The following is a 23,836-nucleotide window of genomic DNA, read 5'->3' as shown; positions in this document are numbered from 1 at the left end:
AAAACCGGCTTTCGCCGGTTTTTTTATGACCTAAATAAGCTGGGCGAGAACACTAATTAAACGCTCGCTCTGCTCTTTAGTGCCCAGCGTTATACGTAGACCCACCTGCCCCAAATAAGATTTCGGCCGAACCAAAACTCCAGCCTCCTGCAGCCCACGCTCTATCTGCTCAGGGTTTTCAAAAAACGCCCACAAATAATTCCCCCCACTACGCCAATAGGGAATTTTTTGCTGATCGAAGAACCCCTCTAACATCGGCTTGGACTCGCTCATCACCTCGTACACATAACTCTCTATACCATTGAGATTTTCCAGACCAGCGCGAATTGCCACAACCGCCAACTGATTAATATCGTAAGGGCCACGAACATTAAGCAGCGCACGAATATTGTCGGCATCAGCAATCACATAACCCAAGCGCAAAGACGGCAAACCCCAAGTTTTAGAGAATGTTCGGGTGATCACAATATTGGGGTACTGCTGTACCAGATCAGCAACCGTTACGGAGCTGTACTCGAAATAACACTCATCCACCAAAATAACAGCATCGGACGCAGCCTTTGCCAAGGTGCAAATATCGTTGCGCGCAACCAACGTCCCACAGGGATTATTCGGATTAGACACCACGATAATACGTGTTTTACCGCTAATCGCGGCCAACACTTCCGCCAGAGGATAACCCTTTTCCTGCGTATACTGTGGCTCAATAATCGTCAGGTTTTCGACCCTCGCACACTGGCTATACATGGCAAAACTCGGCCCAGGAATAATTGCCTCATCCCCTTCGCAGCAAGCCGCGCGAAAAATCAAATCGATCCCCTGATCGGAGCCGTTTGTAATCATCACCTGCTCAGCACTCACTTTGGCGTAAGCGGCGATTTTCTCTACAATGTCACCGTAGGACGGATACATCTGCAGACGGTCATCGTTGATATAGTCCACCAAAGCCTGCCGAATAGCCTCACCCACAGGAAGAGTTCTCTCATTAAAATCGAGCAACAAATGCTGTTTTGGGTCACGACCATCCAAAGGCGGTTTATAAGCACTCATACGATCAATATGATCTTTGAAGATGGACATAACATAAGATCTCAAAATAAGCGAAACCCGGCAATTGCCGGGTTTCGAAGATTACAACTTAAAAGGGTTTATCAGCAAGCGTTATGACAGCACAAGGTTGTCTCGATGAATCAACTCGTCGAAATCTTTATAACCTAAAAGACCCTCGATTTTTGTCGTGGGCTGACCCATAATTTTTCTCGCATCATCACTACTGTAATTGACCAAGCCACGCGCAACTTCATTACCTTTCGAATCGTGACAGAGGACCATCTCACCCCGGGTAAAATGGCCATCAACACCCACCACTCCCACCGGCAACAGGCTCTTACCCTGCTCTCGAAGAACCGTTACAGCACCATCATCACAAACAACCACACCGCGAGACTGAAGATGTCCAGCCAACCACTGTTTGCGCGCAGCAATTGGCTGCTGATCGGAATAAAGTAGTGTTCCCAACAACTCACCGCTAGCGATACGCGGCATCACATCGGGAATTTTTCCACCCACAATGACCGTGCTAGCTCCAGAACGCGCAGCTAAACGCGCAGCTCGAACTTTACTGATCATCCCGCCACGCCCTAGAGCGCCGCCAGAACTTGCCATAGCATCGAGATCGGGCGACAGGGCAGATTTTTCAAACACAATCTCCGCCAGAGCGCTCTTACGAGGATCGCAGTCGTACATACCTTTCTGGTCAGTCAGAATACACAGCACGTCTGCTTCAATTAAATTCGCCACCAGAGCAGCCAGAGTGTCGTTGTCACCAAAACGAATTTCTTCGGTTACGACAGTGTCGTTTTCATTAATAATGGGCACAACACCCATATCAATTAACGTACTAAGCGTTGAACGGGCATTTAAGTAGCGCTGACGATTAGATAGGTCATCGTGATCGAGCAACACCTGAGCGGTCTTTTTGCTGAACCGATGAAACTCCTCTTCATAGACCTGTATTAAACTGGATTGCCCGACTGCCGCCGCCGCCTGTTGCTCGTGAATTGCCTTTGGCCGAGACTTCCATCCCAGCTTCGTCATTCCCGCAGCAACGGCACCAGAGGAGACCAAAACAACCTCGTAACCTTTCTTGGACAGCGCCGCAATTTGCTCAACCCAGATGGCCATAGCCTCCCGATCCAAACCGCGACCATTATCAGTGAGCAGCGCGCTACCAATTTTGATAACCCAACGCCGACCCTGCTTGACTAGCATTCTCTTAGACATAGTTCTCTTCGTTCGTTATTGTTAAGGTTATTAGAAGTATGTACCTATACCTCAGCCTATGTCGACACTCTGCATTTGGTGCCTTTTGTGTCTGAACCTATTTAAAGAATATATGGGTAGGACAAAATTCATTCACGAACATATTCTACTTCTACATCAAAGTCACCGTCATCATCATCACCACCATCATCATCGCCATTCTGGTGTTTCTTTGATTTGTGTCTTGCGCGCAAAGCTTCGATCCGCTCACGGGCTTCCGCTTGCATACGAACCTGAGTATCCTGTTCCTGCTGGGCGAATTCCGGGTCTTCCTTCTCTTTCTCCCACAACGACTCCATGTAGGTCAGTAAATTCTCGCACAAATGGCTGGTACCCAGCTGCGCAATTGCCGAAATACAGTATACGGGCCCCTGCCAACCGAGGGCGTCCACCACCTGCTGCTTACGAACTTCGAGCTCTTCATCAGTCAACAAATCCGACTTGTTCAGCACCAGCCAGCGATCTCGCTTAGCCAGCGTAGGGCTGAAATTCTCCAACTCGCGAGTAATGGATTTTGCATTCTCCGCCGGATCAGAACCGTCAATAGGGCAAATATCCACTAAGTGCACAAGTACTCGACAACGGGTCAAATGCTTCAGGAAACGAATCCCCAAACCGGCACCCTCTGCCGCCCCCTCAATTAATCCCGGAATATCTGCAACAACAAAGCTGCGGTGCATCTGTACTTTAACCACCCCTAGGCTGGGTATCAGCGTGGTAAACGGGTAGCCAGCCACCTTTGGCGTGGCGGCAGAGACAGCCGCAATAAACGTGGACTTACCGGCGTTGGGTAAACCCAACATACCCACATCAGCCAAAACTTTCATTTCCAGCTTAAGCTGCTTAGCGTCACCTTCAGAACCATTTGATGTTTGTCGAGGAGCACGGTTTACACTCGACTTATAGCGAGCATTACCCAGACCATGAAACCCGCCCTGAGCAACCAACAACAAATCTCCATGCCGGGTCAGATCGCCGACCTGCTCGCCCGTCTCCTCATCCAAAACAGAGGTACCCACGGGCACCTTGAGGACCAAATCATCACCTTTTCTACCGGTGCAGTTGCGACCGCGACCACCCTCGCCACTCTGAGCGTTGTAACTGCGCTGATAGCGGTAATCGATTAGCGTATTAAGATTTTCATCTGCCTCCAGATAAACACTGCCGCCATCACCACCATCACCACCATCTGGACCACCGCGTTCGATAAACTTTTCGCGACGGAAGCTGAGACAGCCATTCCCGCCTTTACCCGCTTGAACAATAATTGGGGCTTCGTCTACGAATTTCATTTTGTAACCTTTATGTAAGAAGAGATGGTGAGCAGTTCAGTTTCAGCTGGGACGGTAGGAGCTTGCCTCCCGAGACCTCAACAGCAGAAATACTGTAGTGAAATCTCCAAAGATCGGGCCAGAGGCCACAGTAAACACTTTAACTGCGACGTGGATTACCGCAAGGCAGTGCTTAAGCGCCAAACCACTAACCCAAGGCTGGCTGCACCCGAAGAGTAACGCTCCCAAAAACGTTATCGCCCCACAAAATAGTCAATAATGACAATAGTGCAGCGCACAATTTCCTGCTCAATAACAAAAAAGCCCCGCCACAAAAGTGTAGCGGGGCTTTCAAACACTAATAAACCGAAATTAAGCAGCTACGATGCTAACAACTCTGCGGTTTTTAGGGCCTTTAACATCAAATTTAACTTCGCCGTCAGTCTTGGCGAACAGGGTGTGATCTTTACCCATACCAACATTTTCACCACCGTGGAACTTAGTGCCACGCTGACGAACGAGAATATTACCGGCTTTAACTACCTGACCACCAAACAACTTAACGCCTAAACGTTTACTTTCGGAATCGCGACCATTGCGCGTACTACCGCCTGCTTTCTTGTGAGCCATGCTCTACTCCTGCTTAATCTTTAACTTAACCCTGAATACCGGTGATCTTAACTTCGGTATACCACTGGCGATGACCTTGACGCTTCATAGAGTGCTTACGACGACGAAACTTGATAATCGTCACCTTGTCTGCACGACCGTGGCTTACAACCTCGGCAGTTACTTTAGCGCCTTCCACAACAGGAGTACCGATTTTCACGTCGTCTCCACTACCTACCAGCAGAACCTGATCAAAATCAACGCTCTCGCCAGTAGCCACTTCAATTTTTTCCAGACGAAGAACTTCGCCCTCTTCCACGCGGTGCTGTTTACCACCGGCAGCAATAACTGCGTACATAATCTGCTCCAGATTAGAATGGACGACACGAAGTAGCTCAATAAAGCTTTCAGGAGAGCACCATTATCGGCGACAACCACAAAACTTGCGTCGTTTGCTTAAAAAACCCGCAACCAAAGGTTACAGGGGCGCGAATTGTACTTTATGGTTCTGGCCAAATCAAACCCTATTTATACATCCCTCATCCAGACAGATAAACTCTCTACTGGCGACTCAAATCAATTGTTCTACTCTTTTATAGGGGAGTTGGCCCGTTCATCTTTTTGGAGTCGCGTACGAGAGTACAAAAGCCACCACTTTCCCGTATAATGCGGCCCCGAACGGGAAGCCACTGTGGCAGAAACACCGCCAACAGCAGAAGCGCGCATAGAACCCCTGCCCCGTCCCACGTTTTGAACTACAGGAAACCATTGATATGTCCAAAATTTTAGATGCAGTAAAACCCGGCGTTGCTACTGGCGACGATATTCAGAAAATATTCGAAATTGCCAAAGCCAACAAATTTGCCCTGCCAGCGGTTAACTGCGTGGGTACCGACTCCGTAAACGGTGTATTAGAAGCAGCAGCTAAAGCCAAATCTCCTGTTGTTGTCCAATTCTCCAACGGCGGTGCAGCTTTCTTTGCAGGTAAAGGCCTGAAAGCCGAAGGCCAGCAAGCACAAATTCTGGGAGCTATTTCTGGCGCCAAGCACGTTCACCAAATGGCAGAGGCCTACGGTGTACCCGTTATTCTACACACCGACCACGCGGCCAAGAAACTGCTGCCATGGATCGACGGCCTATTAGACGCTGGCGAAAAGCACTTCGCAGAAACTGGCAAACCTCTGTTTAGTTCACACATGATCGATCTGTCTGAAGAAAGCCTGGAAGAAAACATCGGAACTTGTGCCAAATACCTGGAGCGTATGAGCAAAATCGGCATGACCCTGGAAATTGAACTGGGCTGCACTGGCGGTGAAGAAGATGGCGTTGATAACTCCGATATGGACAGCTCACTGCTGTACACCCAGCCAGAAGACGTTGCCTACGCATACGAAAAATTGAATGCTATCAGCCCACGCTTCACCATTGCTGCCTCTTTCGGCAATGTACACGGCGTCTACAAGCCCGGTAACGTGAAGCTGACACCGAAAATTCTGGACAACTCCCAGAAGTTTTGCAGCGAGAAGTTTGGCCTGGCAGACAACAGCCTGAACTTTGTATTCCATGGCGGTTCCGGGTCTTCTCCTGAAGAAATCCAGGAATCTATTGGGTATGGCGTAATCAAAATGAACATCGATACCGACACCCAGTGGGCAACTTGGGAAGGTATCAAGGAATACTACGTCGCAAACGAAGCTTACCTGCAGGGCCAGATCGGTAACCCTGAGGGCGAAGACTCACCAAACAAGAAGTACTACGACCCACGCGTTTGGTTGCGCAAAGGCCAAGACGCTATGGTTGCTCGCCTTGAGCAAGCCTTCGCCGACCTGAACGCTATAGACGTACTCTAATTTGCCTAAGCGTTAGATATAAAAGCCCGTAGCTCTACGGGCTTTTTTTTGGCTGGCTTTTGATCGATATGAGCTGATGAGCTTGACACCCCCAAAGCAGCCCCCTAGCATCCACCCCTCAAAAATGACAGGCGACTATACTCCATGCAGTCCTTTCACAAAGTGGTGCAATCTGACTTTGAATCCGTTAATCAGCTTATTATTGGACAGCTACATTCGGATGTAGACTTGGTTGAAAATATCGGTCACTACATTGTCGATGCGGGAGGCAAGCGCCTGCGCCCACTGCTGGTTCTTTTGATGTCCAACGCCCTAGGCTACAACGGTAGGCAGCATATTAATCTCGCCGCCATTATTGAGTTTATTCACACCGCGACTTTACTCCACGACGACGTGGTCGATGTATCATCCCTTCGCCGAGGCCGCCCAACGGCAAATGCCCAATGGGGTAACGCCCCGAGCGTGCTGGTTGGCGACTTCCTTTATTCACGCTCATTCCAGATGATGGTTGCCATCGGCAATATGGATATTATGGAAATCCTCTCCAATACGACCAATGTCATTTCCGAGGGAGAGGTTCAACAACTGGTTAACGCCAACAACCCAGAAGTATCGGAAGCCACTTATTTAACCGTGATCCACAAAAAAACCGCAGCCCTGTTTGAAGCGGCCTGTGAAATTGGCGCGGTAATCTCCGGCGCGGATACAACCTTGCGCAAACAAGTCCGCCAGATCGGCTACCATCTGGGAGTCGCCTTCCAATTGGTAGATGACGCCCTGGACTACGAAGGCAATGCCGAAAAACTCGGAAAGAATGTAGGTGATGACTTGGCAGAGGGTAAGCCCACGCTGCCTCTAATTCACGCCATAACACAGGGCACTAAAGACGAAGCAGCCCTAATCAAGCAGGCGATACGCGAAGGCGGTATCGACAAACTGCAACACATTATCACTATCGTGCAGCAGCGCGGTGGTCTGGCATACACCAATGAGTGTGCTCGCGCTCACGCCGACAAGGCGCTAGCTTTAATTGCCAACCTGCCGGCAACACCCTATCAGTCCGCACTTGCGGACCTTACACGCTTCTCGGTAGAACGTAGCACCTGAATCTACCTAAGCCCAGCCATAGAGAGTCTATCGATGCAAAAACGAAAATTATCCGATCTGTACAGTAACTGGGATCAACTCGTCGATAATGCCGCTTCCTGGGAAGGACGCACCTTAAAACAACTGTTCAGCGAAGACGCCAACCGCTCTGCTCGCTACTCTGTTGCCGCCGCAGGCTTGGAACTGGACTTTTCGAAAAACCATATCGACGAGCAGACGCTAGCACTCTTACTGGATGCTGCCAAACAGGCCGACTTACAGGGTGCGATCAAACGCCTTTTCCGCGGAGACCATGTAAACAATACCGAAGACCGACCAGCTCTCCATTCCGCTCTACGCTATACCGGTGAAGCCTCTAACGAAGAAGAAAAGTGCGTAGAAGCGACGCTGACAAAAATGGCGGGATTAATTGAATCTGTTCACAGTGGTGAATGGAAAGGCTTTAAAGGCGACAAAATTACCGATGTGGTGAATATCGGTATCGGCGGTTCCGACCTCGGTCCGCGTATGGTGACTAAAGCGCTGACACCTTTTCACACAGGCCATGTCAATGTTCACTTCATTGCCAACGTCGACGGAGCAGAGATTTACGACCTAACGCAAAAGCTGAATCCGGCCACCACATTGTTCCTGATCGCCTCCAAATCTTTTTCCACCCTGGAGACGCTGGAAAACTCCCTGAGCGCACGAAAATGGATGCTCGACAACGACTGTGGTGAAAATCAACTGTGTCATCACTTCGTGGCCATATCATCCAAGGTCGATAAAGCCGTTGAATTTGGTATTGATGCCGATAACGTCTACCCCCTGTGGGACTGGGTGGGCGGCCGCTACTCATTGTGGTCAGCCATTGGTATGCCCATCGCCTTCGCCGTGGGAATGGATAACTTCAATAAGCTGCGCGCGGGTGCCAACGCCATGGACACCCACTTTGCCGAGGCACCACTGGAAAAAAATATTCCCGTACTGATGGGCCTGATCATTTTCTGGTACAGCAACTTCCTCGGCACCGATACGCAGGCTATTCTACCCTACGCCTGCCATCTGCAACTGCTGCCGGCCTACCTACAACAACTAGAAATGGAAAGTAACGGTAAGAGCGTAACCAAAGACGGCGCCCGCGTGGACTACCAGACAGGCTCAATCGTTTGGGGTAGTGAAGGCACTAACGGCCAACACTCTTTCCACCAGCTGCTACACCAGGGTACCACTATGGTTCCCACCGACTTTATCGCCACCCTGCAGGCCCACCACCCTATTGACCATCAGCATAAGTACCTATTCGCCAACTGCGTTGCCCAGAGCCAGGCACTGATGAGCGGCCGGGATCTGGAAACCACCGAAGCAGAGCTGCGCGCAAACGGTGTTAGCGAAGAAGAAATTCAGAAGCTGGCAGAGCACAAAGTTCACCCCGGCAACCACCCCAGCAACACCATCCTGATGGACAAGCTGACACCGGAAACTCTGGGCGCACTCATTGCTGCCTACGAGCAAAAGGTCTACACCCTTGGCACGCTATGGAATATTAACTCCTACGACCAGTGGGGCGTGGAACTGGGCAAGCTGCTCGGCACCCACATCGCCAATGCCATCGATACCACCGATATCCCGGGCGACTGGGACTCGTCAACGCAAACATTGGTGCGCAAATTTAACGAAGCGAACAAAAGCCTGTAATTTGGTATATTAATAAATCTCGGCGGGGTTGATTGTTCTCAGCTTGAACACCAGCCCCGCTGAATATCCCGGCCGTGAAATTAAAACTTTAGCACACTGGCCACTACGCTGAAGCAGCAAAAAACGCTGTAACCGCCCCACCAACTCATCCCCCTCTCTTAATATTTATAATTGCCATCCTAACGCTCTGGCAGAGCCGGCTTGCGTGCAGGCACAAATATCAACCTACGCCTATTGATCCTGTGGTGAGTATAGATTTGCGAACCATACCCGTTAGACTCTGTTGCGAAACATTTTAAATACGGCGCAGCCGCTTACCGTTTTCTAGATAGTCCAAAAAAATTAGCGTCAAAAATTTTCTCCAATAACTAAAACAAATAAAAGTATTATTGGAAATACCCCTAACCACTATTACACCAGAAGCCAAAATCATTTGAATATTAATTCCAAACTGTTTAGCATCATTCCCTACGCAGTTCCTTTTAAAGTACCATTAATTTTCAAAAGGATTTTATTATGTACTCTCTATTTCGCGAGCTGTCTGTTCAACGTATTGCCCTAGAGCAAGCCCCCGTATTTTTAGTTTCTTTTTTTATCGCCAACACGTTATACAAATTTGGAAGTTTTGGGTTGGAGCTGGTGGCATTTCTGACAACCTGGTTTTTGTTCGATGCATTATTTCAGACGGGTAAAACTCTGCTGACCTCAAATAAATAACATAAAGACGCCCCTAGCGGCGGCATTAAAACCCCGCCGCTAAAAAATTATTACCGTACCTGTTAGCTATAAAAATATTAATGCACGATAAAACACACCTCAACCTTACATAAAGTTATGCGCTCCACGGCACCACTCTAAGCGCCGCATTGTTACTTCTTTCTGCACCCACAAAAAAATGCCAGAAGCTCTGCACACTGTTAATGGCTGTGTGGTCCGGCGCTTCATCATCGGCGCCCGTAGGGTCTTCCACACCCACAATAGCCGCCAACAACCAGAATTTTCGATCGCCACTGTTTCCTGGGTCCGGTGGTGTATCCCAATTAATGGCGGCAGAGAAACGCCATGATTGTGCATCAATGGAAGCGATATTCACCGCACCTAAATCCACCCAGTTACCCGGCAGGGTAAGATTGGCCAGCGAAATCGCATAGAGTTGAACACTGGGGTTGGCAAAAGCGATTCGACGACGGTTATGAACACGCACGAAGATACGGTAATTATTGCTAATGTTTAGCTGGTCGTCGGCACGCTTATCGGCCAAGTTGGTAAACTCGGTATTGATATCGGCAATAGCTGCTGCAGCGGTTTGTTCCAGAACAACAATATCGGCAGCTCGCCCTCCCCAGGCAACCGCTCCCAGCCCCTGATCATCCATCCCATCTCGAACAAAAGGATCTGGGTTATAGGTTTCAACGGAGACTATACGCATTGCCGCACGACGATCTGCCAGCACTAGGGCGTTCGCATTGCGAGTATCGATTACCAGTGACGGTATCGGGTTTGCGGCCGGACGAACCTGGAACTCAGCGTCGTGCGTGACAATATTATCGTTGGCGTGGCTGGCAATGACCAACAGCGCCACTTCACTGCCGACATCTACAGGAACGTCCCAGCGAAACCCCAAGACCTGTGGTGTTGACGATTGTAAATGTGGCAGGTTTTTGGTTTCGGCAAGGCGCCAGGGTGCCGCTGCCGCAGGAAAGCTGCCCCAGGCACCAGCAGCAAAGTCCGGCGCCCTCGCCGGTGTTCCAGCGGTATCGGCAAAAAACAGGTGGACCTGGGTAGCCGCTGCATCACCACCTCCTGTATTTTGTACCTGTACGTAAACGAGGTTGATTTCGCCCGCGCGTAAACTAGACTCGCCAGAAAAATCTTCATCCATCTCCACGGCATCCATCACGGGGCCGAAATCCACAAAGGGCGCCGAATCAATACGGATATCGATACTCACATGCTCCTGGCTGGCCAGTGTTCGTCCCGCAGGCACGCGAGGGTCATCTATCAACCGCTGAGCAACATCGTATTGTCTGCCAGTATCACAGACGTGATTGCGCACTAATAAACGCACCACTGGTGCGCCGTTCAGATCACACTCATAAACTCCGCGACCAAAAGTTGCGACCCGCAAAACGTCCTTATTAACGGCGTTCACCGTATAGCGAATGGCTTCCATATCATAAATTTGCACCAATGGCAGACCGATATTCAAGGTTCTCCATACCGGATTGAACACTAACCCACCCACTGCAGCGGCAGGAGCCACAGCGTTGCGAATAACGTAAACGCCCGTAAGGGTTCCCACATAAAGAGTATGTGGGCCAGCGGCAACGTTAGGGCAGCCAGGGTCAAAAGCCAGTGCGAGAGAGGGACTAGGCCCCAGTCGATTGGCGACAGCGGCCGTCGCATTGATGTCGACACCGGAAATTTCCAGCCAATGACTGCCTTGATCACCACTGAGATAAACCGTGCCGTCGGGTTCAGCACAGCAAAATGCCACAATATTAGCGCTGGACGGGTGCACGGCAATTTGAGCAATCCAGCATCCGTTGGCAGGCACCGGACCGACGGCGTTCCAATCGGTACCGCCATTTGTGGTCAGAAAGACTTCGCCGCGCGATGTTGCCGCCCACCAGATACTATTCGCATTCGCGCCAGGGCCGTATGCAATGGCGCTAATTTGCGCATTGTAGAAAGCCGAAGTACTCCCCGCTGGCCGGAATTCCCGCAGATCTCCCAGGTTTTGGTTGCTCCAATCGTGGCCATCTGTCGTCCGGTACAAGGCTTTGTAACGACCGATAAGCCCCTCGTTGGCATTGCTGGGGTGATGCTCCAGTACGGCATAGAACGTGGATTTGTGGGAACCGCTAAAGCCCGAACCACGCTCCAGAATTTCCACTCGCATCTGCTCATCGGCGCCCACATCAGGAAGAGGGTTGGAATAGAGCCAATTGAAGTCCGTACTCTGCTGCACCTTGGCCTGGCTCACACCATTTTGGGTCGTAACGTGAAAGGCACGTACATCGTTGGGTTCAAAACCGATATCACCGCCATCTCCACCATACATATAGTGCCAAGTAAGGCCGCCATAGCTCACCCAGGTGCCGTTATCTTGCAAGCCGCCGCCGCACACCATCGGGAAATTCGGGTGGGAGGTAATGTCATTGGGTTGCGACGCGAGAATACCGTGGCTGCGCTTGCGCCAAGTATGGCCCAGATCGCCGGTCATGGAGATGCCGCCATCGTTCCCAACCCACACTTTGCGAATGTCTGAGTGATCGAAAACACAGGCATGCTGATCGGCATGCTGGGCGCGGTCGCCCTTATTGTATTGCAGCCAATCGATAATTTTATCCCAGTGCTTGCCACCATCGTAGCTGCGGTACATATCCACACTGCCGGTAATAATAACCTTAGGATCCTGTCGGTGTACCTCCAAGACTAGGTCATACCAAGCCTGCTTCCCTTTATCACCAGGCCTACTGCCCGTTTCTTCCCAGTTCGCGCCGCCATCGGAGCTATGGAAAACATTAGATGCCTTGTTATCTTGCAAGGCAAAAATGGCGTAAAGATGTTGCGGCTGCGCTGCGCAAAGTGCGATCTTCAGTCGATGAAATTTTCGTTTGTTAATATCGGCATCGGCTTTTGGAAATTTGTTGCTGCTGAGATAACGCCAAGCAATACCGGCAGCATCGGTGTCGTAAGTGTTGGTGGCTCGATCGTAGGTAGCAGCAAAGATTCCGCGCCCACGCAGAGCAACATAGACCGTGTATTTAGCCGGTGGCGGCCCTGTCGTATTGCCAAAGTTGACCACCACATCACTGGCGTCCTGCTTTGCTGCAGACGCCGGAGCAGAAGCTCCATCGACCACGTCTTGAGAAAACGTTGGGGGGTTAGGGAAGGCGCCCGAGGGAACTCCCCGCCACAAACCCCGCAAGGGAGAGGCAAGCCACAACCGTCGCGGCTCCCAGGGGTCGACGATAATACGCTCGAAGTTACGGCTGGCAATGGTACCGGTGCCGACATCGGGATGATCCAAACGACTCAAAATCTGACCACCATCGGTCGACCAATACAGTCCGGCGCCGGAGAGTTTGTAGTCATAATCAGCCTTGTTGAGCACCGGCTCGCCTGTTCCCACATAGAGCACCTGCGCATTACTGCGCCCAACCCCAAGCGCACCCACGGGCAAAGCCTGGGGTACATTGTTGGGAGGGCTAGGCGGCCTAAAGTCATCCAATACAGACCAGGTGTCACCGGCATTAGTGGTTTTCCACAAACCGCGTGGCGTACCAGCGTAGAGAATTTGCGCATTGATTGGATCTTGAGTAATACAACGAACGCGACCACCCACGTTGCGCGGCCCCAACGAGCGCCAGGGAAAGTTGGCGGCATTGGGATCCCTCCGGGCGGCGGAACCGGCATGGACGAGGACCTCATCTAAATTCTCACGCAGGCTGGTGGACGGGATGGACGCTATTCCTTCATTCGCTTCCTCTCGGGCATCGGGTTCGTCGTGCAATTCGGGGTCGTGAATGGGTTCAAAGCTGGTCATTGCTCTTCACTCTCCTAGCTCTGCCACTTAATACCGCGCAAAACGGCATTACCACTATCAACTGCTTCCAGCACCATTTCCCATACGCTCGCGAGACTGTCTACACGCGCCAAAAAATCCGGACGCGGATCACCATCGGCCTGAACCAACGCAAACAGTAGATAGCCATTGTTTGGCGCAGGATCGGCAGGGGTGGGCCATTGAATAGCGGGCATAATCGCCGAAGTATTGGCAGCAATATTGGCGAGATTTACCGTGCCGCGAGTTACCCAGGTACTGGGGTCTTCCAGGGTGGCGAAAGGAATATCAAATACCTCAACCGCGACGTTACTCAACGGACGACTACCAGCATTGTTCACCCGCACATAGATATGGTTAGTCTCACTGCCATCGAGCACATCACTTTTACGTAGGTCAGTACCATCAGCGAAGGTTGCGGCAGGGGTTGGGTCGGCGGCGTGAACCACAATGATGTCGTGGCTGCGCGCACCCCAGGCAGTTTCACCCAGGTTGCCCAGGTCGTCAAAACCGTCGCGCAACAAAGCGTCTGGCGGCGCGGGTAAAACCGGGGTTTGTCGCAATGCGGTTCGACGCTCAGTACCGATAAAACTGCCCGCTTTTGCCGGGTCTACCACAAGCCCCAGCCCGGCGGTATTTAGCGCATCCTGATCGGGGTCGCTAGCAATCGCCAATAGTGCTATTTCGCCGGTCAATTGCCCGGGTACATTCCATTTAAAGCCCACCACCAACGGCTGCCCCGACGGCAGAGAGTTGATTTGCTTACCACCCACTTTCTGCCAGACACCGCCATCTTCCACATTGGGAAACTGCGTCCAAAAATCCGCCTGCAGATCCGGTGCTTGTAGGGGCGCACCGGAAGCCTGCGCCCAATAAATATTGAGCTGAGCATTCGTAGAGCGGCCACTGCCAACATTATTCAACTGTAGGTAAACGATGTTTTTTTTACCCGCCGCCAGCGACTGGCTGCGCAAATGTTCGTCAAATTCCAACCCGTCCATGGCGCTGCCGAAGTAGCGGTAAGGCGGAGTATCGATACGAAGATCCAGCGCGCGATTTAACTGCATCACCGCTGTAGCACCAGCAGTCATCCTTGGATCGTGATTATTTGGCACCTGGTGGGCAGCGGCGTAGCGGCGCCCGTCATCAACAATATTATCGCGAATCAGTAGCTTTACAGGCGGTGCCCCGCCCAAGTCACACTCATAGGCACCGCGAGCGTGGGTGGCACAGCGCAACAAATTTTGCGCTGTGCCACCGGCATCCTGAAAGGTGACAGACTCGAGATCGAAAATCAGCGTAAGCGGTAGTCCGCCGTTAAAGGTGTGCCACTCAGGGTTAAAATTGGTGATAGAACCCGAGGGGGCAATGGCATTACGTATCACGTAAACACCCGCCATGGTGCCGCAATATAGGGTTTGGGTATTGGCCACATTGGTGGAGCTGCCAGGATCGAACACCAGGGCCGTGGCGGCCGAGGGGTTTAGCTGATCACTACCGCCACTACTACAAGGATCGCAACGACCGGAAATTTCGCACCAGGTCACGCCCCTATCGCCACTTAAAAAAACAAAACCCTGCGCGCCACCTACGGACGTTCTCAGGGTAACCGAAATAGCGATAATTGCGTCATTGCTGCGGTTGACCGCAACGCCGGTAATGTAGTTACCAGCGGACTGTACTGTAACCGCAGGATCTGAGTCGTGTACGGTGGCCGAAGCTGCCGCAGCCAGTTCCGTCCAGGCTGTTGCATTGGCATCGTTAGTAAAAAACAGCTGCCCCTGCTCTGTAGCCACCCACCAGTTGGTATTGGGGGTTTGCGGGGAGTAAACAATTTTTGAAACCGGATCGTTTGCCCCCGTGAAGGCACCCGTGTTGACCTGATTAAAATTAACCCCATTGGTGGATAAATAAGCGGCTCCATTGCGCCCCACAAGCACATGATTGGCCAGGGTTGGATGCTGGGCAATAATGCCGACAAAGGTCGCCCCGTGAACGCCGGCGATTCCTGTTCCGGCCACAGTGAGTGCAGCCTGCTGGTTAACATCGTTGCCGCCCACCTGAGGCACATCAGGCAGGCGATTCATATAATTGTTGCTACCAATTGCTGCAACAATGCTCTGAATAGTCGTTTGGTCAAACCCACCCTGCCAGGTGGCAAAAAAATTGCGCGGGTTTGTCGGGTCGAATGCGACCTCCCCACCGTCTGCCCCATTAACGTGGTACCAGGTTTGCCCGCCATAACTCAGCCAGGTGCCATTATCCTGCAAGCCACCGCCGTAAATGTAAGGGTATGTGGGATGACTGGAAATATCGTAAAACTGCGCGGCATTAATCCCCAAGCCACGCTCCCGCCAAGTCGTGCCCAGGTTCACAGAAGACGACAGACCACCATCGTTTCCTACCCAGATACGTCGCGGATCTGCAGCATCGAAAAGTAATGCGTGCTGATCTGCATGCTGTGCCCTGTCACCCAGATCGTGTTGCTGCCAGTTGAGAATTCGCGACCACACGGTGGTGCTGGCGACAGCATTGTGCCGTCCTAAAAAAAGCTCGACAGAACCGGTAATAATAATCGCAGGGTTGGACGGGTGAACGCCCAGTACCAAATCGTAAGAGGCCTGAGTACCCGTGTCGCCAGCCGCCGCTCGCGAACCGGTATCGACCCAGCTGGCTGCGTTACCCTGATTGTTCGACAGGAAAACGTTGGTTGTATTGTCAGCAGCACCAAGACCTGCAACGGCGGCAATCCAGTTAGACTGTTGGCGGCACACCGATATTTTTATGCGTGTAAACCCCGCAGGAAAAGCCGGTGTGATTTGCGTCCAAACAGAACCCGTTGCACCTTGCCAGCTATCGTTATTGCGGTTGTACACCGCGCGATAAACACCATTACCCCAAAGTGCTGCGTAAACGGTAACCGTGGTGGGCGGGGTGGTTCGACTCGCGCCGAAATCCACCCAAATATCGGACGCCTGCTGGCTGCCGGCGGCTGGAGCGGCCGCATGATCAATATTATCGCGATGGAAGTTAGGGGTACCGCCGAATACGGGAGGAATCCCGCGCGCCAAGCCTCGATCTGGGCTCGCTATCCACAGGCGCTTCGGTTCCCAAGGGTCGACCACAATGGTTTCGTATTGGCTGGCGCCTATATCGCCCTCTCCAATATCGGGTTCATCAATCTGCTGGAAGCTCTCGCCGCCGTTTGTAGACCAATAGAGACCGTTGCCGGGAATATCCCGCACCGTGCCAGCGGGCGGCGAGCGCGTCGGCTCACCTGTGCCTATGTAAAGAATTTCCGGATTGCTGTAACTGATGGCCACGGCGCCAATGGGTACACCGTGATGCACGCCCGGCGGGTCGAGGTAATCTAGCACCTCCCAAGTATCACCGGCATCGCGTGTGCGCCACAAACCGCCGTGACCACTGCCTGCATAGACGGTATCCGGATCGCGCTCATCTTGAGCCAAACAACGAATTCGTCCACCCAAATTCCTTGGGCCAAGGGGGCGCCAAGCACGAGAGGAAGCGAGACTATCCCGGCGGCCGTTATCTGCAGCGTGGGTCACAGCTTCGTCCGTTAAGCGGTTAAAATCCCAAGGGCTTACCGACCCCGATCGCCGGAGTAAATAATCGACTCGAGCCGATGGGTTATCGTGACGGCTTCCATCCTCTAGCGGCATGTTATCCGCGTCCTATGTAAAACCAGCTTTCAAATATGCCCCCCGGTACACCCACCATTTCCCGGCCGTATAGCACACCAGGGCTTGACGAAAGTGGTCGGTCTTTTTCATCCAATATACCGCCGCAACTGACTCTTACCCACACACGTCCGTTTTCATTTCCGGTAATACCCGAACTAATCATCTTGAAGAGATCGTCACGATTACTGGGGCCAGCCCAGGTAATCTCCATGGATTTAATTTGTGTGCGCCCCTTCAACACTCTGATAACGGCGGTGGGCTCATTCTCCAACACACCGGGCTCGAACAATACCTGCACAACCTGGGGCTGCGCTTTGTCTGTTTCAGACGATGCTGGCGAAGACATACCTAGCCTCAACTCGACCAAGAGATCCAACGCTCTATCCAGCTCAACAATTTGGTCGTGTGGCCAGCTAATACTCCTGATCACAGGGACATCGGCGTCAAACCCCACGCCCGGCAATCCCTGAGGCCCGCGAACCCCCTGTAACCCCTGTTCGCCTCGATCACCTTTTGGGCCAGCGGCACCGGTATCGCCCTTCTCCCCCGATGGACCAACGCTTCCGACAGGACCTGGCAACCCTCGCGGCCCGGCCACCCCCGGATCACCTTTGTCTCCACGCAGCCCAGTATCACCCTGCTCACCCTGAAGCCCCTGCAAACCTTGTATGCCTTGTAGGCCCGTGCTCCCCCGCTCACCCTGTTCACCCTGTAGACCTTGCGGCCCTATCGGTCCCGGCTCCCCTTCCTCACCCTGCGGCCCCACTAAGCCTCGCTCGCCCTGAAGTCCTTGTTCGCCTTGGTCTCCACGCGGGCCTACCGGGCCTTCATCACCTATTTCACCTTGCGGTCCAACAGGTCCTAGCGCACCGGTATCGCCCTTATCACCTTGAAGCCCCTGAACGCCAATATCACCCTTGGGGCCCGTCTCTCCGCGCAACCCAGCTTCACCCTTATCACCACGAGCACCCGCAGGACCGCGGGAACCTGTTGCGCCGACCAAACCTTGTATGCCTTGTGGCCCGGGGGAGCCGGCGTCACCCTGCGTGCCTTGTAAGCCAGGATCGCCCTGCAAACCTTGTGCGCCGGAATCACCCTTAGCACCAGGATCACCTTTATCGCCCTTTAAACCCTGCAGCCCCTGAGCACCAGTTTCGCCCTGCAGGCCTTGAGCACCGGTCGTCCCCGCTTCGCCTCGCAGGCCCTGCGGCCCGGCCGGGCCAACCGGCCCCTGCTCACCCCTTGGCCCCGGCAGACTGGGCTGGTCGCTGCTTACCGTGGGCCCGTCGTAGAGCCATTGGCCCAGAGCATTCTGACGCCAAGTTCCGGTGTGATTATGGTGGCCGGTGGTAGCGAATATTTCCGGGTCCTGCTGCAGCTGCGCGGCACCATCGACAAGATCAATGGTGGCCAGAATCAGCGTATTCACATCCGCATCGCCGGAAGGCTCTACCGCCAATTGCGGTACGAGGTTAATCACCGTCGAAGCACCATTGTGACGCAGGGCTTCTATATCCTGGTTTTCCCCTCGCAGCACTAACTGCCAAGGCGCACCATCGGCAGGCAGGCTCACCTGGGCAACCTCGTCGATAGAAAGCCTACTGCCACTGCGGGCAAAGGCCGCACCGGGCTGTACAGTAATGTCACCGTCGGCCAACTCGGCTTTCAGGCCCCAAGCGACACGGCCCAAACCAATACAGCTGCGAATATCGGCAATGCCCTCGCGCAGGCGATCCTGCAAATGCTGTAGATGCAGGGACGTGACTTTTTGCCCGTCGATAAAACGGCTGTGCGCGTCTTCTGTCATACCGTTATCTCCTTTGTAATCACATCAACTTCGCTGACGGCCAGATTGCCAAGAGCGCGGCTGATGATGGTCAGTTCAGCACTGGTAACCGAACTTCCGTTGGGATTATCAAGTAACAATTGCACGCTCACGCCGTCTTTGGTGGGTGTGAGTTCAATTGGTGTACTGTTGGTATTCAAACTGAGCTGTAACGGGGCCAGAGGCTTAGTTTCGGCGGCGAATCCAAGCACATGCAGGCGACCGGCCACTAAACCAAGGCTGGTGTCGCTGGCAAAAATAGCCGGTAGCGCACGCCAGGGCCCCGAGGGCGCACCCAGACGCACCGGATAGTGCCCGCTGTTGTTAGCCGCCGCCAGTGCCCAGGAGACTTCTCCCCGCTCAACCATAATCGCCGCCCAAAAGACATCGGCATCACTACTTTCAATGGGTTCGGCAAAGTCAAAGCTCAGCCATTGCTCATCTTCACCGCTCCAACTCTGAGGAGCACTAACCCCCGCCTCGATCGCTTCCGTGGGCGCCTCGTCTTTACCTCGCCACAACACAACGCGTGCTTCTGCGCGCGTGCTCGGCGTCGAGAGAGGAATCCGTATACCGGAGATTTGCACCAGGGGATCAATGTCATCGAGCCGCACACAAGCGGCCTTGCCGTTGCCTAGCACAAGTTCGCAAATACCGTTGGCGGCTGCTCCCAGTGGTGGCAGTGCACGCTGCAAAGGAAAGTCTGCAGATAACTTCAGCTGTACACCCAAAAGCGGCGGTTTAGCCTGGCCGGTGCCAGGTGAATCAAGCGCTATGGCAAGCTTGCCTTCCATTACATAATCGAAATTGAGATCCGACTCGCTGTTAAAGCTTTGCCGGTGCAACAGGCGCAAGGAGTGGCTGTACCGGTCTATATCCAAGTAACCCGAAGTTTTTGAGGTAAGCTCTATCGTCAAGGGGATTGAATCACTACGGGTAGCATCGCCAGCAAGAGCTTGTAACGGTGACGTCAATGATACGAGCAAAACGGCATTATCACTCCACTGCTCTTCACCCAGCTCACTCGCCACTCCCGGCTGAACCATGCCCGCATACTGCCAAACCGGCACACCTCCATTCAAAGTGATGGCAAGGTCTGACGGCAGGTCGGGCAGGGATAATTCCAGTTTGTCCTGTACAGTGGCAAAGGAAATGCTGTCCGGAAAGATTAACAACAAGCGCTCGGTACGGATCTCCTGCGCAAACGAATAAACCACCGGCACATCGCTATCACTTCCGTAGCGGGCGTCCGCAGGGCGACTTTTGAGTACTCGGCTTACATCATTGAGCAAATCAAACTTTGAACCCAGCCAAGCATGGGCACTGTAATCAGTAACAATATACGGTATCCGAATCCCGCTAACCGTAACCATGGCACCGAAGTCAATTACGACCTCCAATGGACTCGAGCTACTTTGCCGAACTTCACCCGCAAGCTTTGCCTCCGTGTAACCTGCGCGGGCGGCCTGCACTTTGACTAGGTATTCATCCACTAGCGCATTGGCAGGCAGGGTTACGCTGGTGCTGGCGCTGCTGGTACCATTGGCGGTAATCACTTTAATCGGTGGGTTTTGCACCGCATAGGCGAGTTGCTCTTCAACAAGCTGCACGCGGTGGGGCTCCTGGGATGCCGATACGTGTAGCCGCTTCCCAGAATAACCGCCGTTCCCTACCGAAATAGCCATTGCGCTTCCCTTTTTCTTTTCTGACTCTGCTATTGAAACGCCAGCGCTACCTGCATGCTATTGAAAGCATGCTCAAAGCCCTGGCCCGCGACACCTTCGTTTACCGGTATTTCGGCGGTTTCTACAAATAACTCGGTCATTCGGACCTTATCGGTTTCGCTAACATCAGCAACCTTGTTGTACTTCAGTGCGAGATTAACAAGTTCATTATTTGTCTGAAGTTTCTCAACCATCACTCCCACACTGACGTCTTTGGTAGCCACGTGAACATCGGAAAAAACCCCGATATTCACGTCGTCACGCGGAGCCATTACTAGGTCGATGGTTGTGCCAACGGTAACTCTTACGCCCGGCTCAATACTCTGGTTTAACACCCGCGGTTTTTTCGTCGGCTGTACGATATCCATGCCGCCCAAGGCTTCTAAAACTCTGGATTTTTCAGGTATCACCGAGGGCACCTGCTTGCCTTCGCGCAACACATTGGCTTTTGCCGGTTCGTCCTCCAGCTCTACAAACACCAGTTTTTCCGTCTGTGGCTGTGCCGCAAACCGAGTATTAGCGACAGCCGCCGACGCGCGGGTAATATCATTTGAAAAATTAAAAGATGCCATTTTTTGTCCCCTGCATTTAGTTACGCAAACGGTTATGCGCTTACTCTTGCCCTATACAGGCCGTTTAGCAAACCGGTGCCTACCGTCTTAAACGCCCTTCTGTCGTGTTTCCACATCACCCAACCGCAAACCAAGTGATTCCAGCGTTTTACGCGCTTCGGCCAGCGTAAGCCCGGTTAGCGGCGGAATTTCTACTGAATCGTCAACCTGGAGCGCGGTGGAAACCACCAGCGAAATTTTGTCACTCGGCAACACCGGAACACCGGGATCGGGAAGCTGTACCAGCAAAGGCTGGCGCAAGTATTCGGAATCGGGTTTTGCTGGCGCTAATTCCCGGCCAACAACGTCAATTAAACGTCCCACGGCAATGCCGAGTTCACTTAACTGGTTAAGTGCTGTGCCCAGTTCCACGCCTGTCACGTTTGGCATAAAGGCACCACTCTGGGCCATGGTAAGCTGCACACTGCTCTCTGTAGGTACCGTGATATTTTGCGTAGCCGCACTAAACCCGGGTGCGCTGGCCGTTACAATAAAGGCGCCCGCAGGTAGAGAAGTAAATACAAAAACGTCTTCACTGTTCACCGCGGCTTCTACTAGCCAGCCATCATCTCGCTCTGCCGTCACACGGACCTTAGAAAGGTCGATATCGACATTACCTAAAGTTACTTCGAGGGAGGTTTTCTGGCTGGCCGCGACAAATTCATTTAGCGAACGAATGCCGCCCACCAGTTCATTCCACGCCTGCGCGGTTATGGGTTCGCCGGGGGCGACCTCTTTCGCGGTAAATTCTTTTAGTTCCATAACTCTGCCTCTTTTCGAGAATCAGTTTGCGTTGGGGTTATGTTTTTTAGTTCCGTTTGATAATCTTTTATACCTCTAGACCCGGCACCGGATTTAATATTGTTTGCGAGCGAATGCGGCTGATTGCACTGTCGAGGGAAGCATCTTCATGGGGCAGATCGGCATCGCTCAACACCCACTTCTCATCGATATACTGCACTTCAACGTCTATACCCGCCGGGCGGAAACGTTCAATGCCGAGCTTGATAGTCTGCTTCACCAGCTCGCCTTCGCTTTCGTCGAAACCGATAAAACGTTGGGGTACAAACAGGCGCACTTTATAGGCTTGGCGCTCCAACCAACGCAGATGTATTTCGGCCGAATGCTTGGTGCTTTCGTCGTAACCGCTCGCATTCGAAAACAACGAAGCATCGGCAATCGCCGCACCATAACGCGGTGTTACCAGTTCGCGGTCGGCTAACACCAAGGGGTGAGTGGAGGCAAAGGGGTCTGAGCCAAAAATACCGTCCGGCAGCGGTGGCATAGCCTTGCGCAATGCGGCGAAGTGTCCATGTTGCACAAAGAAGGCGAAGCGGGTTTTACCTATGCCTACGCTTGGCATGGGCAGGCTGTCGCCGGCATGGGGAAACTTTGCCTCCCGATCGAGGTTTTTGGCGGGTGTGACGTTAACGAAACAGCTGGTATTGCTGCCGTTACCTTCGCCTTCATCGGCAAAAACAAAATCCTTGCTCTGGCTGAGGCCGGCACCTTTCGCATAGACTTGCTCCGCTGGCTGCTCGGCAAAACAGGCTCCCTGCCAGGCGTAGCAGCGACTGGTGACATCCTTGCCGTTCATTACTACCCTACCGCCCTGAGTGAAGATCACTTCCACACCGTCGGGTATTGCACCAAATATGCCGACGCCATGCCCCGCGTCACGATTCACCAGCATCGGGCTAAGCGTGCGCAAACCAACACCACGGATGCGAATTTCCAGCAGGGCATCTTCAAAACCTTTGCGCAGCAAATGAAACCGCTGCGTGTGCCTAACATTACGCGGCCCAAACTCTGCCACACGCTTGGGGTTTTCTTCGATACCCAAAAATTCCAACCCAGGGCTAATCGCTTCGGTTTTGTCTGTACCCGTTATAGGACGGTGAAGCGCCACCCGGTCGGTTACCGATGCTGCATGCCAAAAGCGATCGTCACTGTGCTCTATAGCCCCCAGTTTTAGATCAAGACAATTCGCTGCCCCTTGCAACAATGCCCTTACGGTGCCGTTGCCCACTCGGTGGGTGGCGGCGATAACGCCAATGCGCTGGCGCACCGCCTCCAACAACGCTTGGGTGCCCACCGCTTTTGCGCCGGTTTGAATCAGGCCCTCAGCGGCTAGCGCAATATCGATCGGGTCACTGCCGGCAGGATCGTCGCTAAATACACGTAAGGGCATTTCACCGGGTATGGGCCACAGAGCCAAAAACGCATCTGCGAGGGCCTCCCGTTCGGCTAGATCACCATCACTGTTAACATTTGTGCGCAATGCGCTGAAGCGCTCACGAGCCTCGGTGAAACGCTGGAACAGTAGAGCGAGTTCGATACGAGTGATATGGTGCAGGGCACCGATACGCAGCAGGTCTATCAGCTCTCTGGCTTCGTACAGACGATGAGCCAGGCGAATACCCTGAAGATCCGCCGCCTGCACGTCCTGATCACGTACCAAAGCCCGGGTAACATTAGCCAGGAGCTTTCCCGGGCTCGCGGCCTCCAGGTGATAGGGAAAACGTTCCAGAACCCGTTTGGTGCGTCCATTCAGCGCGACACTCAT

General features: G+C 52.9%; 16 protein-coding genes. 4 read left to right on the top strand and 12 right to left on the bottom strand.

Going from position 1 to position 23,836, the window contains the following annotated elements; translation table 11 throughout:
• Window positions 1-30: 30 nt before the first annotated feature.
• From H5715_RS01360 to rplU, 5 genes are all read right to left on the bottom strand, one after another.
• Window positions 31-1,080 carry a pyridoxal phosphate-dependent aminotransferase gene (locus H5715_RS01360; RefSeq protein ID WP_075185931.1) on the bottom strand — a complete coding sequence of 350 codons (1,050 nt, stop codon included), beginning with the start codon at window positions 1,078-1,080 and terminating at the stop codon, window positions 31-33.
• 81 nt (window positions 1,081-1,161) lie between these two features.
• Window positions 1,162-2,283, bottom strand: coding sequence for a glutamate 5-kinase (proB, locus tag H5715_RS01355; RefSeq protein ID WP_075185932.1), 1,122 nt, complete (start codon window positions 2,281-2,283; stop codon window positions 1,162-1,164).
• Between the two features lie 128 nt (window positions 2,284-2,411).
• Window positions 2,412-3,614, bottom strand: a complete 1,203-nt coding sequence (gene cgtA / locus H5715_RS01350) for an Obg family GTPase CgtA (protein ID WP_075185933.1) — start codon at window positions 3,612-3,614, stop codon at window positions 2,412-2,414.
• Window positions 3,615-3,965: 351 nt separating this feature from the next.
• Window positions 3,966-4,223, bottom strand: a complete 258-nt coding sequence (gene rpmA / locus H5715_RS01345; protein ID WP_075185934.1) for a 50S ribosomal protein L27 — start codon at window positions 4,221-4,223, stop codon at window positions 3,966-3,968.
• Between the two features lie 25 nt (window positions 4,224-4,248).
• Window positions 4,249-4,560 carry a 50S ribosomal protein L21 gene (gene rplU, locus H5715_RS01340; protein WP_075185935.1) on the bottom strand — a complete coding sequence of 104 codons (312 nt, stop codon included), beginning with the start codon at window positions 4,558-4,560 and terminating at the stop codon, window positions 4,249-4,251.
• 415 nt (window positions 4,561-4,975) lie between these two features.
• Here rplU and fbaA point away from each other — a divergent pair, with 415 nt between their 5' ends.
• The 4 genes from fbaA to H5715_RS01320 all read left to right on the top strand — a co-directional run bounded on the left by fbaA (window position 4,976) and on the right by H5715_RS01320 (window position 9,553).
• A complete protein-coding gene (fbaA, locus tag H5715_RS01335; RefSeq protein WP_075185936.1) occupies window positions 4,976-6,052 on the top strand; it encodes a class II fructose-bisphosphate aldolase in 1,077 nt (358 codons plus the stop codon).
• Between the two features lie 144 nt (window positions 6,053-6,196).
• Entirely contained in the window at window positions 6,197-7,159 is a 963-nt protein-coding gene (locus H5715_RS01330; RefSeq protein WP_075185937.1) for a polyprenyl synthetase family protein, read from the top strand.
• A 33-nt stretch (window positions 7,160-7,192) separates the two neighbouring features.
• A complete protein-coding gene (gene pgi / locus H5715_RS01325; protein WP_075185938.1) occupies window positions 7,193-8,836 on the top strand; it encodes a glucose-6-phosphate isomerase in 1,644 nt (547 codons plus the stop codon).
• Between the two features lie 516 nt (window positions 8,837-9,352).
• Window positions 9,353-9,553 carry a hypothetical protein gene (locus tag H5715_RS01320; RefSeq protein WP_075185939.1) on the top strand — a complete coding sequence of 67 codons (201 nt, stop codon included), beginning with the start codon at window positions 9,353-9,355 and terminating at the stop codon, window positions 9,551-9,553.
• A 115-nt stretch (window positions 9,554-9,668) separates the two neighbouring features.
• Here the strand turns inward: H5715_RS01320 and H5715_RS01315 are convergent, their stop codons facing one another.
• The 7 genes from H5715_RS01315 to H5715_RS01285 form a co-directional block, all read right to left on the bottom strand.
• Window positions 9,669-13,388: a beta propeller repeat protein gene (locus H5715_RS01315; RefSeq protein WP_075185940.1), complete on the bottom strand. Its 3,720-nt coding sequence runs from the start codon at window positions 13,386-13,388 to the stop codon at window positions 9,669-9,671.
• A 14-nt stretch (window positions 13,389-13,402) separates the two neighbouring features.
• Entirely contained in the window at window positions 13,403-17,089 is a 3,687-nt protein-coding gene (locus H5715_RS01310) for a beta propeller repeat protein (RefSeq protein ID WP_075185941.1), read from the bottom strand.
• A gap of 1 nt (window position 17,090) precedes the next feature.
• On the bottom strand, window positions 17,091-18,917 hold the full coding sequence (locus tag H5715_RS01305) for a collagen-like domain-containing protein (RefSeq protein ID WP_075185942.1): 1,827 nt from the start codon (window positions 18,915-18,917) through the stop codon (window positions 17,091-17,093).
• Window positions 18,914-20,620 carry a hypothetical protein gene (locus H5715_RS01300; protein ID WP_075185943.1) on the bottom strand — a complete coding sequence of 569 codons (1,707 nt, stop codon included), beginning with the start codon at window positions 20,618-20,620 and terminating at the stop codon, window positions 18,914-18,916. Before H5715_RS01300 ends, H5715_RS01305 begins: the two co-directional genes overlap by 4 nt.
• A gap of 29 nt (window positions 20,621-20,649) precedes the next feature.
• Entirely contained in the window at window positions 20,650-21,231 is a 582-nt protein-coding gene (locus H5715_RS01295; protein ID WP_075185944.1) for a hypothetical protein, read from the bottom strand.
• 87 nt (window positions 21,232-21,318) lie between these two features.
• A complete protein-coding gene (locus tag H5715_RS01290; RefSeq protein ID WP_075185945.1) occupies window positions 21,319-22,032 on the bottom strand; it encodes a carboxypeptidase-like regulatory domain-containing protein in 714 nt (237 codons plus the stop codon).
• Between the two features lie 67 nt (window positions 22,033-22,099).
• Window positions 22,100-23,836, bottom strand: a complete 1,737-nt coding sequence (locus H5715_RS01285; protein WP_075185946.1) for a hypothetical protein — start codon at window positions 23,834-23,836, stop codon at window positions 22,100-22,102.

The organism is Teredinibacter haidensis, assembly GCF_014211975.1.
GTDB lineage: Bacteria > Pseudomonadota > Gammaproteobacteria > Pseudomonadales > Cellvibrionaceae > Teredinibacter > Teredinibacter haidensis.
This window is presented reverse-complemented; position numbering and strand designations above follow the sequence as displayed.